Origin of the sequence: Pedobacter heparinus, assembly GCF_032678725.1 — a bacterium.
GTDB classification, from domain to species: Bacteria; Bacteroidota; Bacteroidia; order Sphingobacteriales; family Sphingobacteriaceae; genus Pedobacter; species Pedobacter heparinus_A.
On the sequence record NZ_JAVTSC010000002.1, the window covers coordinates 275246 to 290901 of the forward strand.

The window sequence follows — 15656 nt, forward strand, 5'->3', positions numbered from 1 at the left end:
TTAATAATCTAGATTACTTTAACATTAATCGCATTCAACCCTTTTTTGCCGCTTTCAACGTCATATTCAACTTTGTCGTTTTCACGAATTTCGTCGATAAGGCCTGTTGAATGTACAAAAATTTCGCTATCACCATTAGCTGGGATAATAAAACCGAAACCTTTAGTTACATTAAAAAATTTTACTGTTCCTTCTTGCATTGTATTATTTATTAAAAATTAAGTGTGCAAGGTACATATTATTTTTTTATAATATGCAAATGCTTCATTTTTTGATAAATATAAAATAAAACAGGCTTTATTTGCTGTTTTTCCGGCCTGTTACCGAGAGATTTATTTCGCTGGAATGCGGAATCCCCAGTGTTTTTCCGGGAACTACCTCCAAAAGATGTGTAAGATAGACTTCAATAATGGCGGTTAAAGTTTTCTTCCTCGGCTCCTGATTTTCCGGAAAATTCGTGTGGAAAGTACCCAGGTGCATCCGGCCTTTTGCATCCACTACCGCCGAAAAATCATAACCAAAATCGGCATAAGCTTTGGCGATGTCGATGCGGTAACGCGGGAAAAGATAATCATAAGCCTCCGTCTTGCCCAACAGCTTATCTACGCTGCTGATCCTCGCTACCTTAATCAGCTTGCTGACCGGAATAAATTCAACGGGCTGCCTTGCCCCAAATGCACTATCGCGGTTGTCCGGGTTCCTGTTCGTTTTTTCTGCCAGTTTCCGGATGTACAGCGTATCTGCCCTGGTGGGCTCCTGCAGCTTTTCTACCGATGTTTTAAGCACCTTGCTGATGTAATCTTCCGCGTACCAGGTCAGGTTCACATCGGAGCGGACGTCTTTAGAAATCTCCCTGGCGGTTAAATGCAGCCGTTGAAACACCAGGCTGTCCTTAGTCACTTTTTTAATCCTGAACCATTCTTTGGCGAAGTTATAAACGTCGCCATGGTCATAATGCAGGTAAAAACTTTGCATCCGGTCATATTGCGGACTATAAGCCTCTACCGTATCCCGTGATTTAAAGCGGATGATCCAGGAAGGCTCCTGCTGAAAGCCCAGCTCGTTAAAAGACAGACCTGTACTAAACCTGCGCTTTACTTCATAATATTTAATACCGATAACCGGATCAAAAGGCGTTCTGCCGGTAATCTTTTTGGTTTCTTCTGTACCTGCTCCGGCCTTATCGCCTCCAGCCCCGCTGCTGCAACTGCCCAAAAGCAGTGCCGCGAGCGGCAGTACATGCCAACTACATGTTTTCGTCATATTTTCTTTACCAGGATCACATTCGCTACTTTTCTTTGCCCGGCATGGTCCCAAAGCTTGTTGTCTGAAGGGTAGTTGACCACCCCACCATCAGGAAAACCACTGATCCAAAGGGTGGTGGAGCCCCCTCCATCCAGGTTGATGGAACTGCTGCAGCCCAGCCATTTCATGGTTCTGGCCAGCTCCGTTAAACTCATTCCTGCAGCGTTCGCATTCCTGCCGTCAACGGTCAGCAAAACAATTCTGCCGTTTGCTTTAATCCCAATAGCTGTTCTTGGGTGTCTGGAGCGCGAAAAGCTGCTAGAATCCAACACTTCATCCTGGCCGTTCAACACCAGCAGGGGGCCAGTCAGCAATACGTTCTCTTCCCTTAAATTGTGCTCCCAATCGGCCGAACCGTCCCATTTTTTTAAAGCAAGTTTGCCCGCCTCAATCACCAAAGCAGCCTGCTGGTGCTTCGCGCGTTTCCCGTTTCTTTCCAGCTGGTTTTCGGCCAGCACTTTACCCTCAACTTTTATAAAGTCAACAGATCCGCCGTTTTTAACATCAAAAAAAGAGCCGTTAACAGCCGCCAGGGCCTTGTGTTCTTCCCCAAAAGTACTGGTTGTTTTCAACACTTTTTCTTCCGCCCCTATGGCCAGAACGGGCGATTTTCCCCTGTTCCTGATCTCCAGATAGCTGATGTTCTGGTTCGCCAGAAAAAGGTCTTTCGCATTAAAATGATGGGTGATCAGCTTAACTTTACGGGCCACACGCTGTTTGCTCCATTTGGCATGCACCAGCTGAACAGAATCTATGTTTTGTGCAAAGGCCAATCCGTAGCTGCAAAGCACAATAAGGAAAAGAAAAGATTTTTTAAGCATAAACACAAAGGTAAAATAATCCTTTAAATTCTCTGTTTAAGCTTAAAAAGCTTAATGATCAGTTCATTGTTCCTGGCGATGGTCAGGATGATCTGCTTGCCGTCGGAGGATTTTAGGATGTTATTGATCTCATCCAGTTTATAGCTTAACGCAGGCAAAAAATTGATGGAAACCAATTCATCATCAATCAGAATTCCAGCTTTTTCCGCCGGAGAACCGGGCTCAATCCTGCTGACGAAATAATGTCTTTTTTTGCCATCGTCCTGCAGGTATAGCTCTATGCCCGACATATCGTGTTCAAAAGGCCGGTTAAACTGCCCGTTCTTTTTCAGGTACATCGAATGGTCTTCATAATCAAAAGTAATGTTAAACCGGCTCAGTACGTCGGCCCCCAGATTCCCATTGCGGTCTTTCAGGATCACTTTCGCCGCCACATCATCATATACAGGATAAGATGCCAATACATTTTTGAGCAGTACCGTTCCAACTTTTAAAGAAGAGACCCGTCCAATGCTACCATCAATCGGCCCGCTCATCCCAACCCCAAGATTGGCCGAAATAGATGATACGGGTACAGGGAAAGGTTTTTCATTCAGTCTTTCTAAAGAGATCGCATGGCTGGCCCCATTGTCCACCAGCATTTTTAAGGTCAGTGTTTGATGCCCGGGGCTTTCCAGTTCAACATTGACATAGGGCTTATAGCCCAGGATTTCAATAGGGACCCTTTCCCCTTTAATTTTACCGAAAGCTGCCGGATAGCCAAACAGGAGTCTTTTCCCCGAATACCTCAGCTGGACAATAAAGCTTTTAAAAAAATAATAGCCCAGTAGTCCGTAAATTTTCATGCCCAGGTAATTGGATAAGCCGAAAATATCCTTTTTTAAAATGGCTGCAGGAATGTTGACAATTCCCGACCTGCCAACTTTTGCAGAAAGGTCATTGGATACAAAAGCATCAATTTCAGCTCCTCTGCCCAGACCGGAAATTTTAATAGAACGGGAAACCTTAATCCCCAGGCTATCAATTAAGCCAGGATCAGTGATGATCATTGGGCCAACACCGGTATCCAGGATAAAGTTAAAGGGCCCCTGATCATTCAGGTAAACCGGAATGATCACCAGGTTTTTTACCATAGTAAACCGGATCACGTCTCTGGTCCTGTCTCCCTCAAAATTAAATTGCTGTGCCCCGGCATTAATGGTTAAACAAATTTGAGCAGCCAGCAGCAGCTGGAAAACAATAAGTTTACCGAAATTAATCCTGCGCATTGACAACTTCATTAAACTAAATTAATAAATTAGTAGCAGTATGATCAGATATCCCCAGAAAAGAAAACCCCTCAGCCTGTATACACTCAGATCAGTCCTGCTCAAGGCCATTTTCGCGCTGCTCTTATTTTCCGGCTGTACTGCCGAAAAACGCATTGGCAGGGCTGTAAGGAAGCAGTTTGCAGATTCTCCGGTGCTGAAGCAATACTATGCAGGCTTTGCGCTATATGATATGGCAGCAGGGCGCATGCTGTTTCAAAAAAATGCAGACCAGTATTTCACCCCCGCATCCAATACCAAGCTGTTTACCTTTTATGCGGTGTTAAAAATGCTGCCCGATTCGATTCCTTCATTGCGGTATATAGAGCAGGGTGATTCCCTGATCTTCTGGGGTACGGGCGACCCATCCATGTTGCAAAGCAGGCTGAAAGGGACCAGGGCGATCGAATTCCTGAGGTCAAGCCAGAAAAAGTTGTTTTATGCGCCCGGGCGCTATACCGGTGATTTTTACGGCCAGGGCTGGCAATGGGACGATTACAACGATTATTACCAGGCCGAGATCGGTGAACTGCCTTTAATGGATAACCTGCTTAGCCTTAAAGCCGAAAAGGGCAAGCTGACCATGGTGCCGGGCTTGTTTAAAGATTGCTTTTCTGTAGATACGCTTTCCGGACAACAAACCTTCCGTGTCATCCGTGATTTTAACACCAATCATTTTAAATACCCGGTAATGCCGCTTCCATTAAACTATAGCCAGGATGTTCCATACAAAGTAAGCCTGCCGCTTACCCTGAGCCTGCTCTCGGACACGCTGAAAAAGCCGGTTCTGATCATAAAGCGGAAAATGCCGGCCAACGCAAAGACCATTTATAACCTGAAAAGAGATACCGTACTTAAGGCAATGATGCTGCCCAGCGATAATTTTATAGCGGAACAGCTGCTGCTGGTGTATGCCGACCAGCTTGGTGAAGAACTGAATAGCCAGAAGGCCATCTCCCATATCAAAAAAACCTATTTAAACGAGCTGCCGGACCAGCCGCGCTGGGTAGACGGTTCCGGGCTTTCCAGGTACAATCTGTTTACACCCCGCGACCTGATCAAACTGCTGGAACTGATCTACAAACAGGTAAACGATCCTGCCCGTCTTTTTGCCATGATGCCAGCAGGCGGCCAAAGCGGAACACTCCGGAATGCCTATCCCAAAACAGATCAGCCCTTTGTTTTCGGTAAAACAGGAACCCTTTCCGGGGTGCACAACCAAAGCGGGTATGTGCTTACGAAAAAAGGGAAAACCTATATTTTTTCTTTTATGAACAACAACTATATCTTGCCAACCGCAGATGTCAGGAACGAAATGGGCCGCATCATCACTTATATCCATGAAAAGTTCTGATCTGGATTTAACGCGCCTCCAAAACCCGCTTGCACTGAACATCGATGTTCAGGGAGCATCCTATCTGTATTTCAGCGGTACGGCTTACCTGGGTATTCCCCAAAATGAAGCGTTTAAATCGCTTTATCTGGAAGGGCTTAAAAGGTTCGGTCTCAATAACGGCACCAGCAGGGGCAATAACGTTCAGCTGGGCATTTACAGGGAAGCAGAGGAATATGCCGCCCGATATTTTGGCGCTGCGGGGGCGTTGATTACATCCAGCGGCTATCTGGCCGCTCAATTGCTGGTCAGGCATTACGCCAGTTACGGCAGCCTGCTTTATGCACCCCAGACACATCCGGCGCTTTGGCTGAACGAAGACCCGGGCATTACCGGATCTTTTAACAACTGGGCCGAAAGCAGCCTGCAGCACATCAACTCTGGCAAACAGCGCAAATGGCTGCTGCTCAGCAACTCCTTAAATAACCTGTTTCCCGAGCGTTACGATTTCTGTTTTTTAGAAAACATCCATCCCGATAAGGACGTAACTTTAATTGTAGACGATTCCCATGGAATTGGCTTGCTGGATCATGGACGGGGCATCTTAAACCTGATTGCTGCGCCGAAAAATGTTCAGGTCATTGTCGTCGCCTCCATGGCCAAAGCTTTAGGGGTGGATGCAGGGCTCATCCTCGGGCCACAACAGGCCATAACCCAACTTAAAAAAAGCAATGTATTTATGGGGGCCTCTCCGCCGGCCGCCGCCGGTTTATACGCTTTTATGCATGCTGCCGGGATATATCGTGCCGAGCTGGAGAAACTGCATGCACATATGGATGATTTCGCAGCAGGAGTCCAACCCGATGAATGGGATTATGTAAAGGATTATCCGGTCTATTTAAGTAAAAACAAAGATTTATACCAAGAATTGCTAAAAAGCAGGATTCTGATCTCCTCTTTTCCCTATCCGGACCAGAACAGCCCTGCATTAAACCGCGTAGTACTGAGCAGCTGGGCCAGCCGGGAAAGCATAGGCCAATTACTGCAAGCTATAGCTGCTCAAAGGGGATATCCATCAGGTCATAGTTCTGCCAGCCCATAAAATCAAAATGCCACCATTCATTGGGAATCACCCGAAAGCCATGTCTGCGCATCATGCTGATGAGTTCCTCCCGGTTTTTTAAAACCTCATCCGGCAGCTCAGCATAAGTAGAAGAGGCCTCAGGAGCAAAACTGTCATAAGGTGTTGGCATGACCAGTTCCTTCCTGGTTTTCAAGTCAATCAGTGTAAGGTCTACTGCGCAGCCCCTGTTGTGCTTTGAGCCCTTTTTTGGATTGGCCACAAAGTTTTTGTCAGAAGCTTCTGCATAAAAGGCCAGGGTTACTTGGTAAGGCCGGTAGGCATCAAAGATCTTTAAGCCATATCCCTTCTTTTTAAGTTCTGTCTGGATCTTTCTGAGCTGCATCACCACCGGTCTGCGGGCAAATGCACGCGCCTGTTTGTACATCACCCGCTTCATAAAATTATCAGTAGTGGCGTATTTGATGTCGAGCACCAGGCCCGGAACGTATTTTTTAAGCTCCAGCAGCTTGTTGTCACTGTTTTTTTTACAAGAATCCAGGTATTCGGCGTAGGTGCCTATCTTCAGTCCGTAGGGGTTGAGTGTTTTTTCCTGTGCCTGGGTATGGAAGGCGTAGCTAAGAAATAAGATCAGCAGCATTTTTTTCATGGAATGTTTGCTCATGATGGTTTCATTCGGGAAGCAGTTATTGATTGGCCGCTACCAGCAGCTCAATGTCTTTATAGGGCAGGTTAAACATCGTAGCAAGGTCTTTGCTGGTCAGGTGACCCTGGTAAATGTACAGGGCCTCTCTTATCCCCGGCTTGTTCCAGACTACGTTCATCAGGCCGCCCATATCGCCGATATCTATCAATATAGGTGTAAAAATATTGGTTAAAGCATAGGAGGCCGTTCTGGGTACCCGGGATGCGATATTTGGCACACAATAATGGATCACATCATGCTTCCGGAACACGGGATCCTTATGGTTGGTCACCTCAGAAGTTTCAAAACAGCCGCCCTGGTCTATACTCACATCAATCACCACCGAATTGGGCTTCATGCGGGCTACCGTTTCTTCCATCACAATACAGGGGCTCCGGCCATGCGAAGCGCGGATGGCACCAATCACCACATCACAGGTAGTAATGGCCTTGCCAAGCACAATCGGCTGCATTACCGAGGTAAAAACCCGGGTGCCCAGGTTATTCTGCAGTCGTCTTAACCGGTAAATAGAACTGTCAAACACTTTCACTTCCGCCCCCAGAGATATGGCTGTCCGGGCTGCATATTCGCCTACTGTACCTGCGCCCAGGATAACGATCTCGGTTGGCGGTACCCCTGTAAAACCACCCAGCATCAGCCCTTTACCTCCGGTAACATTGCTCAGGTATTCGGCGGCAATTAAAATTGACGTGGCGCCCACAATTTCACTCATAGAGCGGACCACACTTAAAATATTGCCCTCATCACGCAGGTTTTCAAAGCATAACGCATTGATCTTTTTATTGAGGAGTGCTTTCAGGTAGGATTCTTTAAGTGCACCCATTTGAAGCGCTGAAATTAAAGTCTGTCCTTTATGCATCAATGCAATCTCTTCCGTAGTAGGCGGAGCGATTTTCACCATAATATCGGCCTCAAAAACCTCTTTTTTGTTAAAAGAGATGATCGCGCCCTGTTCACTGTAGTCTTTATCAGAAAAATTTGCGCCCACACCGGCCCCGGTTTCAATAATTACCTTGTGTCCGTTGTTCACCAGCAGGGCAACAGAAAGCGGGGTCAATGCAATCCTGTTTTCCTGGAAAGAGATCTCTTTCGGAATGCCTATGTATAAACTGTTGTTCTTTTTGTTGATTTCTGACATTGCCTCTTTGGGTTGTATTAACCCTTTTTGGGCAATGGAGGCCATACCTTCGCGTAATCCTGTAGCCATTGTTATTTATTGATTTGGATTGAAATTAAGCAATTTAGCTGAAATTTAGTTCCTTTGCGATTTAAATTTTTATTATTGACAATAACCGGCCATTTTCATTCAAGGTCTCTATCTGGATTTTGAGGTAATGTTCGGGCAGGAGCTCCCAAACCTTTTCAGGCCATTCAATAAAACAGGGGTTTTCCGAATAAAAGTATTCTTCATAGCCAATGTCATAGGCTTCCTGCAGGTTTTTTATCCGGTAAAAATCAAAATGGTAAATGATCCTGCCATTGGCCTCGTATTCATTTACGATGGAAAAGGTTGGGCTTGAAACCACTTCGTCCACCCCCATTGCTTTGGCCAATGCTTTGATCAGGGTAGTTTTTCCCGCGCCCATTTCACCTTCAAAAATGAAGAAGTGCTCATCTTTTGCATGGTTCAGGATCTTTTTAGCAGCCCCATCCAGCTCGTCCAGGCCATTTACCTCAATTTTTATCTTTTCCATTTATGGCAAATTTACAAGAATTCGGGTTAATTTTGTAGCGGCTGGTTAAGCTCTTGTCTCCGAAAGGGTCATTTTTTTCGTTCCGCCTTGCCGCTGTCACTGCCAGGGATGCACCAGGTTCTATATAAGTTCAATATAAGTATAGGTAAAGAACAGAATAAATACAGAATTAAAATACTGTTGAGCTACCATTAAGCTACCCTTGAAATACCCTTGCATTACCCAATATGGTATTCCAACCGTATTCCAAGGGTAATGCAAGGGTAGTTTAATTCTGTTTTTTAATTGTAGTTAAACAATATTTAAATTGTATTTATTATTAAGGATGCTGCAACAAAAAGGAGCCCGGAGGCTCCCTGATCTATATATTAATGATAAATATTTACCGTGAACTGTAAGAAGCAACGGGAATGATCATTTCCTCCAGTGAAATGCCCCCGTGCTGGAAAGTTTCATTGTAATAATTTACAAACTGGTTGTAATTGTTCTGGTATACAAAATAGCGGTCTTCTTTAGCAAAAATATAGTTGGAGCTGATGTTGATCTTCGGCAATTGTGCTTCATGCGGGTTCTTGATCAGAAAGACTTCTTTAGCGTTATAATTAAGGTTGCGGCCTTGTTTATAGCGCAGGTTGGTGTTCGTATTGCGATCGCCGATTACCTTGCTCGGGTGTTTTACCCGGATAGTGCCATGGTCAGTGGTGATCACCACTTTTACCTTTTTCTGTGAGATCTTTTTTAAGAGATCCATTAAGGGCGAATGTTCGAACCAGGATAAGGTGAGCGAACGGTATGCAGCATCGTCATTCGCCAGTTCCCGGATCATTTGCATATCGGTACGGGCATGTGACAGCATGTCTACAAAGTTGTAAACGATGGCATTGAATTCGTTTTGCATCAGGTTGTTGACCTGTTCGTTTAAGGCCTTGCCATCATCATAGGTCAGGATCTTATTGTAGCTGAATTTGCAGTCCTTGCGCAGCTGACGTTTGAGCTGATCGGCTAAAAAAGCACCTTCATGCATGTTTTTGCCGCCTTCATCATCATCATTCTGCCACAATCCGGGAAAGCGCCTTTCCATCTCCAGGGGCATCAGACCAGAAAATATCGCGTTGCGTGCATATTGTGTAGCCGTCGGCAAGATGCTGGAATAAGTGTCCTCATCGTCCATTCTGAAATGTTCGGTAATCAGCGGGTTGATGATGCGCCACTGGTCGTAACGCAGGTTGTCAATCAGGATAAAGAAAACCGGGGTGGTGCCGTTGATCAGCGGAAAAACCTTTTTCTTCAGCAGTTCATTAGATAGCAGGGGTGCCTGGCCCTTGCCGTTTACCCAGCCCAGGTAATGGTCTTCTATAAATTTGGAGAACTGCATATTGGCTTCCGATTTCTGCATGGTCAGGATCTCATGCATCTGGGGGTCATCGAGTTTTTCCAGCTCCAGCTCCCAGAAAACCAGCTTTTTGTAAACCTCTACCCATTCTTCGTAACTGAGCCTGTCGTTCAGCGTCATACCCAGGCGTCTGAAGTCCTGCTGATAGGCCATGGAAGTTTTTTCGCTAACCAGCCTTTTATTGTCTATGATCTTTTTAATGGTCAGCAATACCTGTTTTGGGTTCACTGGTTTAATGAGGTAATCGTCAATCTTTGAACCGATGGCATCTTCCATCAGGTTTTCTTCTTCACTTTTGGTGATCAGCACCACGGGAACATCGTTCCTGATGTTCTTGATGGCGGTAAGGGTTTCCAGTCCGCTTAGCCCCGGCATATTTTCATCGAGAAAAACCAGGTCGAAGTGTTCCTTTCCAAATGCTTCGAGCGCATCATTGCCATTGGTAAAGGTGGTGACATGGTATCCCTTTTCGTTTAACAGTAATATATGTGGTTTTAATAAGTTGATCTCATCATCGGCCCATAAAATTTTAGTCTCTTGCATCATTATATATGTATAATGTAAAAATAATTCCTCAAAAAGAGACATCTCTTTCTTAGTATGGATAAAAATAGCAATTTTTGTACCGTATAATTTATTTTCAGCGATTGAACAAAAAGAAAATCATCAATGATCCGGTATATGGCTTCATCAATATTCCCTCTGAAATCATATTTGACCTGATCTCACATCCGTATTTTCAAAGACTAAGGTATATCAAGCAATTGGGGATGACCCACCTGGTATATCCGGGGGCTTTGCACACGCGGTTTCACCATGCGATAGGTGCAATGCACCTGATGGGTCTCGCTATTGAGGTGCTTAGGGGCAAAGGGCATGAAATTGATCTGGAAGAAGAAGAGGCGGCAACTATAGCCATTTTGCTGCATGATATTGGTCACGGGCCTTTTTCACATGCGCTGGAACATACGCTGGTAAATGAAATTAAACACGAAGACATTTCTATGCGGCTGATGGAAAAGTTGAACGAAGAGTTTGACGGACGGCTGACATTGGCGATCAGAATATTCAGGGGCGATTATCCCAAGCATTTTCTGCCTCAGCTGGTTTCCAGCCAGCTTGACCTGGACCGTATGGATTACCTGAACCGGGACAGCTTTTTTACAGGTGTCAGTGAGGGGGTGATCAGTTTTGACCGGATCATTAAAATGTTCAATGTGCTGGATAAGGAGCTGGTGATTGAAGAAAAAGGCATTTATTCTATTGAAAAATTCCTGATTGCCAGGAGGCTGATGTACTGGCAGGTATATTTGCATAAAACGGTGATCGCCGGCGAAATGCTCCTGGTAAAGATCCTGGAGCGGGCAAAATACCTGGCCTCACATGGCGAAAGCCTGTTTGCAACTCCGGCATTGCATCATTTTTTGGTAAATGAAATTACGGAAACAGAATTTTTTACAGGAGATGTGCATCTGCAGGCTTTTTCGCGGCTGGACGACCAGGATATATTTGCTTCGGTAAAGGTATGGGTGGACCACCCTGACCGGATCCTGTCGCAGCTTTGCGGGATGCTGACGCAGCGGAATCTCTATAAAGTAGAGATCAGCAATGAGCTGCCTGATGAAAACCGGGTAGAAGACCTGAAGGCCCGTACTGCTGAAGTCTTAAAGCTGAACGAGACAGATGTTTGTTATTTTGTGTTCACCGATATGATCAGGAACAGGGCCTACAATGCGGGCAGCGGCAACATCAATATCCTGTTGAAAAACAATACGATTATTGATATTGCAAAAGCTTCGGATTTATCTAACTTAGAATCTTTAGACAAGACCGTAAAAAAACACATATTATGCTATCCGCGAATTATTTAGCATTTTTTAACAAAATAATTTGCGATTTATCCCGTTTTTAGATGTTCAATTTAAAATGATGAATTGGCAACCTAAACAGGTTTATTTGTTCATATCAATTTAACATATAACTTTGTAAAATGCAATTTACTGCCAAGCAGATAAGTGAGTTTATAGATGGTACCATTGAAGGCGATGAGCGCGTTGGGGTTAGTGAGCTTTCCAAAATAGAAAATGGTAAGATTGGTTCTTTATGCTTTTTATCTAACCCCAAGTACGAGAACTACTTATATTCAACAAATGCTTCTGTAGTCATTGTTGGTAAAGACTTTATGCCTTCTCAAAAGGTAAAGAGCACGCTGATCCGTGTAGCCGACCCTTACAGCGCTTTTTCCGTTCTGCTGGAAAAGTATAATGAAGTCATCAACCAGACGAATGCGCAGGTAGGCATTGAACAGCCCAGTTTTATTCACCCCTCTGCAAAAATCGGTAAAGATGTATTTATCGGCGCTTTTAGCTATATTGCTGAAAATGTGGAGATTGGTGATGGCAGTAAAATTTCTGCACAGGTATATGTCGGTGCGGATTCGGTAGTGGGTACCAATTGTACCTTGTTTCCGGGTGTGAAGCTTTATAACCGTTCGGTTTTGGGCAATAACATCATTATACATTCCAATACGGTAATTGGCAGTGATGGGTTCGGGTTTGCGCCGCAGACTGATGGAACATATACCAAGATCGCGCAGATCGGAAATGTGGTGATTGAGGACGATGTGGAGATCGGGGCCAATACTGCGATAGACCGGGCCACGATGGGCTCTACATTTATCAGGAAGGGTGTTAAATTAGACAACCTGATCCAGATTGCACATAATGTTGATGTAGGCGCGCATAGTGTGGTTGCGGCCCAGACGGGGATTTCCGGCAGTTCCAAGCTCGGAGAAAAATCGGTTGTGGGTGGTCAGGTTGGCATTGCAGGGCACCTTTCATTGGCAAAAGGTACCCAGATTGGTGCCCAGGCCGGTATAAATTTTAATACGACTGAAGAAAATAAACAGTGGCACGGCAGTCCTGCCCAGCCACTGAGAGACTGGATGCGGGCTTCTGTAATTTTTAAACAGCTGCCCAGCGTTGAAAAAAGGATAGCGAGCCTGGAGGCGAAAATTAAACAGCTGAACGAGCGCATTGAACAAAACAGTACAATACCAAAATAAGAATGAACGTTAAACAAAAGACCATAAAGAATGAAGTTTCGGTACAGGGCGTAGGCCTGCATACCGGGGCGAATGTTACCCTCACTTTTTGCCCTGCACCTGAAAATCATGGATTTAAGTTTCAAAGAACTGACCTTCCTGGAAGCCCGGTTGTAGATGCAGATTGTGACAATGTTACCGATACGGCCCGGGGAACAACCATTTCTCAGAACGGGGCAAGTGTAAGTACCGTTGAACATGTTATGGCTTCTTTGGTTGGAATGGATCTGGACAATGTGCTGATGAAGCTGGATGGTCCGGAAACACCGATAATGGATGGCAGTGCCATCCTGTTTTTAGATGCACTGGAAAGTGCAGGCGTACAAATACAGGAGAAAGACCGGGAGTATTTTCAGATCCCGCACAATATAGCCTATACAGAACCTGACCGGAAGGTAGAGATTGTGGCCATGCCCCTGGATGATTACAGGTTTACCTGTATGATCGACTACAATTCGCCGGTTTTGGGCAGCCAGCATGCAGGGATTACCAGTATTGCTGAATTTAAAAAAGAGATCGCTTCCTGCAGGACCTTCTGTTTTTTACATGAGCTGGAATACCAGCTGCAAAACAACCTGATCAAAGGCGGGGACTTAAACAATGCCATTGTTATTGTAGATAAAGAGGTAACGAAGGAAGAGTTAGACCATTTGGCCAAGATCTTTAAAAGAACAGCTATTGAGGTTGCGCCCCAGGGAATTTTAAATAACATGGAGCTGAGGCACCAGAACGAACCGGCAAGACATAAACTGCTGGATATGATTGGTGATCTTGCCCTTGTTGGAGTGCATTTAAAAGGGCATATCATGGCAGCAAGACCTGGTCATGCTGCGAATGTGGCCTTTGCTAAAAAAATTAAAGCAGCCATCAAAAAGGAAAAAAACAAAAAAGTACAGCATGTATACGACCCGAGTGTCAAACCGCTATACGATACGGTTCAGATCATGGACATTCTGCCACACAGACAACCATTTTTGTTTGTGGATAAGGTCTTGGAATTGTCTAAAACCCATGTGGTGGGCGTAAAGAACGTGACCATGAACGAAGAGTTCTTTAAAGGACATTTCCCGGGTGCGCCTGTTTTTCCAGGTGTGATCCAGATCGAGGCCATGGCCCAGACAGGCGGGATACTGGTGCTGAGCACTGTTCCTGATCCGCGGAATTACCTTACTTTGTTCCTGAAAATTGACAATGTGCGCTTCAGGGCACAAGTGCTGCCAGGCGATACCATTGTATTCAGGTGTGATCTGATGGAGCCGATAAGACGAGGAATTGCGCAAATGAAAGGCGTTGGCATGGTAGGCGGAAAAGTGGTTGTTGAAGCTGAAATGATGGCCCAGATCGTAAAAGTAAAAGAAACCGAAACTACATGATACAACCCTTAGCATACATTCATCCACAGGCAAAAATAGCCGACAACGTAGTTATTGAGCCTTTCGCAGTAATTCACAAAGACGTTGAGATTGGCGAAGGCACCTGGATTGGTTCAAACGTAGTAATTATGGATGGGGCAAGGATCGGAAAGAACTGCCGGGTATTTCCGGGCTCAGTGATTTCTGGTGTGCCCCAGGATTTGAAGTTTGCCGGGGAAGTGACAACCGCAGAGATTGGCGACAATACCACCATCCGGGAGTGTGTGACGATCAACAGGGGAACGAAGGATAAATGGAAGACCGTGATTGGCAGCAATTGCCTGATCCAGGCCTATTCACATATCGCGCACGACTGTGAGGTTGGCGATTTTTGTATATTTTCGAACAGCACAACGCTGGCCGGGCACATTACCATTGGCAATTATGTGGTGCTGGCCGGACTGGTGGCCATCCACCAGTTTGTAAAAGTAGGTTCGCATGCCTTTGTTACTGGTGGTTCACTGGTTAGAAAGGATGTTCCGCCTTATGTAAAAGCAGCAAGAGAGCCACTTTCTTATGCCGGGATCAATTCTGTAGGTTTACGCAGAAGGGGCTTTTCATCTGAAAAGATCAATGAAATACAGGAAATTTACAGGGTATTATTTGTAAAGCACAACAATGTAACCAAGGCCCTGGATATGATAGAAGCTGAATTTAAACCGACAGAGATCCGCGATGAGATTGTAGATTTCATCAGGAATTCGAACAGAGGGGTGATGAAGGGCTTTGGCTCTGGCAGTTAACACACCGGGAAGGAATGACAATCAGCTTGCAGAACGTTGGCAGAAGGTTTAACCAGGAGTGGATCTTCAGGAATGTGAACTATACGTTCAATGCGGCTGAAAAATACGCAGTTTTAGGGCCAAATGGTTCTGGTAAGTCTACTTTATTAAGTGTGCTGCTGGGTAACCTGACCCTTTCGGAAGGGATGGTAGCCTATGAAAACGGGGCGCTTGTTCCAGTGGAAAACATTTACCGGCACATCAGTTTCGCAGCTCCTTATGTAGACCTGATAGAGGAATTTACCCTGCAGGAGACGATAGCCTTCCATTTTAAGTTTAAGGGCTTCTATGCGGGAATGGATGCAGAAGCCGTGCTGGACTTGCTTGGCCTGGCTAAATCTCAGGATAAAGCTTTAAAATATTTCTCTTCGGGAATGAAGCAACGGACTAAACTCGTTCTGGCTTGCTGCGCAGCTACACCCTTGCTTTTTTTGGATGAGCCTACCTCTAATCTGGATAAACAGGGAGTGTCCTGGTACCTGGAGTTGATGGAGCGTTTTGGGGCAGACAGGACACTGATCATTGGATCAAATCAGGAGGTTGAGTATTCCTTTTGTAACCATTTTGTGCAGTTGACAGATTATAAATAAGTAAAATTTATATTTGAAAACGGGCCAAAAGGGGCTATTTAGGGCTTAAAATACCTTTATAAAAATATTTTTAAATTACTATTGTATAATTAATAAATAGTCTTTACCTTTGCGGCACGAAAAAAGGCC

At 45.0% G+C, this 15656-nt stretch carries 15 protein-coding genes; 7 read left to right on the top strand and 8 right to left on the bottom strand.

The features are described 5' to 3' along the window. Positions 1–8: 8 nt before the first annotated feature. The 4 genes from R2Q85_RS04445 to R2Q85_RS04460 form a co-directional block, all read right to left on the bottom strand. Positions 9–200: a cold-shock protein gene (locus R2Q85_RS04445; protein ID WP_008241764.1), complete on the bottom strand. Its 192-nt coding sequence runs from the start codon at positions 198–200 to the stop codon at positions 9–11. 97 nt (positions 201–297) lie between these two features. Continuing rightward, entirely contained in the window at positions 298–1263 is a 966-nt protein-coding gene (locus tag R2Q85_RS04450) for a hypothetical protein (RefSeq protein ID WP_316810540.1), read from the bottom strand. After that, complete coding sequence (locus R2Q85_RS04455; RefSeq protein WP_316810541.1) at positions 1260–2126, bottom strand: phosphodiester glycosidase family protein; 867 nt, start codon at positions 2124–2126, stop codon at positions 1260–1262. The genes R2Q85_RS04450 and R2Q85_RS04455 overlap by 4 nt, the downstream gene beginning before the upstream one ends. 23 nt (positions 2127–2149) lie before the next feature. Further along, on the bottom strand, positions 2150–3406 hold the full coding sequence (locus tag R2Q85_RS04460) for an aspartyl protease family protein (RefSeq protein WP_316810542.1): 1257 nt from the start codon (positions 3404–3406) through the stop codon (positions 2150–2152). Between the two features lie 28 nt (positions 3407–3434). On the opposite strand from R2Q85_RS04460, the gene R2Q85_RS04465 reads away from it, so the two are divergent. Both R2Q85_RS04465 and R2Q85_RS04470 read left to right on the top strand, forming a co-directional pair. Continuing rightward, entirely contained in the window at positions 3435–4787 is a 1353-nt protein-coding gene (locus R2Q85_RS04465) for a D-alanyl-D-alanine carboxypeptidase/D-alanyl-D-alanine-endopeptidase (RefSeq protein WP_316810543.1), read from the top strand. Further along, on the top strand, positions 4774–5868 hold the full coding sequence (locus R2Q85_RS04470; RefSeq protein ID WP_316810544.1) for an aminotransferase class I/II-fold pyridoxal phosphate-dependent enzyme: 1095 nt from the start codon (positions 4774–4776) through the stop codon (positions 5866–5868). The genes R2Q85_RS04465 and R2Q85_RS04470 overlap by 14 nt, the downstream gene beginning before the upstream one ends. Here R2Q85_RS04470 and R2Q85_RS04475 read toward each other — a convergent pair. The 4 genes from R2Q85_RS04475 to R2Q85_RS04490 all read right to left on the bottom strand — a co-directional run bounded on the left by R2Q85_RS04475 (position 5816) and on the right by R2Q85_RS04490 (position 10183). After that, a complete protein-coding gene (locus R2Q85_RS04475) occupies positions 5816–6511 on the bottom strand; it encodes a M15 family metallopeptidase (RefSeq protein WP_316810545.1) in 696 nt (231 codons plus the stop codon). The two genes, R2Q85_RS04470 and R2Q85_RS04475, sit on opposite strands and share 53 nt — an antisense overlap. 22 nt (positions 6512–6533) lie before the next feature. Beyond that, a complete protein-coding gene (locus R2Q85_RS04480) occupies positions 6534–7760 on the bottom strand; it encodes an alanine dehydrogenase (RefSeq protein WP_316810546.1) in 1227 nt (408 codons plus the stop codon). Between the two features lie 61 nt (positions 7761–7821). After that, the gene (gene tsaE, locus R2Q85_RS04485; protein WP_316810547.1) at positions 7822–8247 is read right to left on the bottom strand and encodes a tRNA (adenosine(37)-N6)-threonylcarbamoyltransferase complex ATPase subunit type 1 TsaE; all 426 of its coding nucleotides are present in this window, start codon (positions 8245–8247) and stop codon (positions 7822–7824) included. A 382-nt stretch (positions 8248–8629) separates the two neighbouring features. After that, positions 8630–10183: a bifunctional response regulator/alkaline phosphatase family protein gene (locus R2Q85_RS04490; protein WP_316810726.1), complete on the bottom strand. Its 1554-nt coding sequence runs from the start codon at positions 10181–10183 to the stop codon at positions 8630–8632. A 104-nt stretch (positions 10184–10287) separates the two neighbouring features. On the opposite strand from R2Q85_RS04490, the gene R2Q85_RS04495 reads away from it, so the two are divergent. The 5 genes from R2Q85_RS04495 (at position 10288) to R2Q85_RS04515 (ending at position 15527) form a co-directional block, all read left to right on the top strand. Further along, positions 10288–11511 (top strand): HD domain-containing protein, encoded by a 1224-nt coding sequence (locus tag R2Q85_RS04495; protein ID WP_316810548.1) that lies wholly within the window; start codon positions 10288–10290, stop codon positions 11509–11511. Positions 11512–11630: 119 nt separating this feature from the next. Next, positions 11631–12704: a UDP-3-O-(3-hydroxymyristoyl)glucosamine N-acyltransferase gene (gene lpxD, locus R2Q85_RS04500; RefSeq protein WP_316810549.1), complete on the top strand. Its 1074-nt coding sequence runs from the start codon at positions 11631–11633 to the stop codon at positions 12702–12704. A 2-nt stretch (positions 12705–12706) separates the two neighbouring features. Further along, entirely contained in the window at positions 12707–14116 is a 1410-nt protein-coding gene (locus R2Q85_RS04505) for a bifunctional UDP-3-O-[3-hydroxymyristoyl] N-acetylglucosamine deacetylase/3-hydroxyacyl-ACP dehydratase (RefSeq protein ID WP_316810550.1), read from the top strand. Further along, on the top strand, positions 14113–14898 hold the full coding sequence (gene lpxA / locus R2Q85_RS04510; RefSeq protein ID WP_316810551.1) for an acyl-ACP--UDP-N-acetylglucosamine O-acyltransferase: 786 nt from the start codon (positions 14113–14115) through the stop codon (positions 14896–14898). The genes R2Q85_RS04505 and lpxA overlap by 4 nt, the downstream gene beginning before the upstream one ends. A gap of 14 nt (positions 14899–14912) precedes the next feature. Then, complete coding sequence (locus R2Q85_RS04515) at positions 14913–15527, top strand: ATP-binding cassette domain-containing protein (protein ID WP_316810552.1); 615 nt, start codon at positions 14913–14915, stop codon at positions 15525–15527. Positions 15528–15656 lie beyond the last annotated feature (129 nt).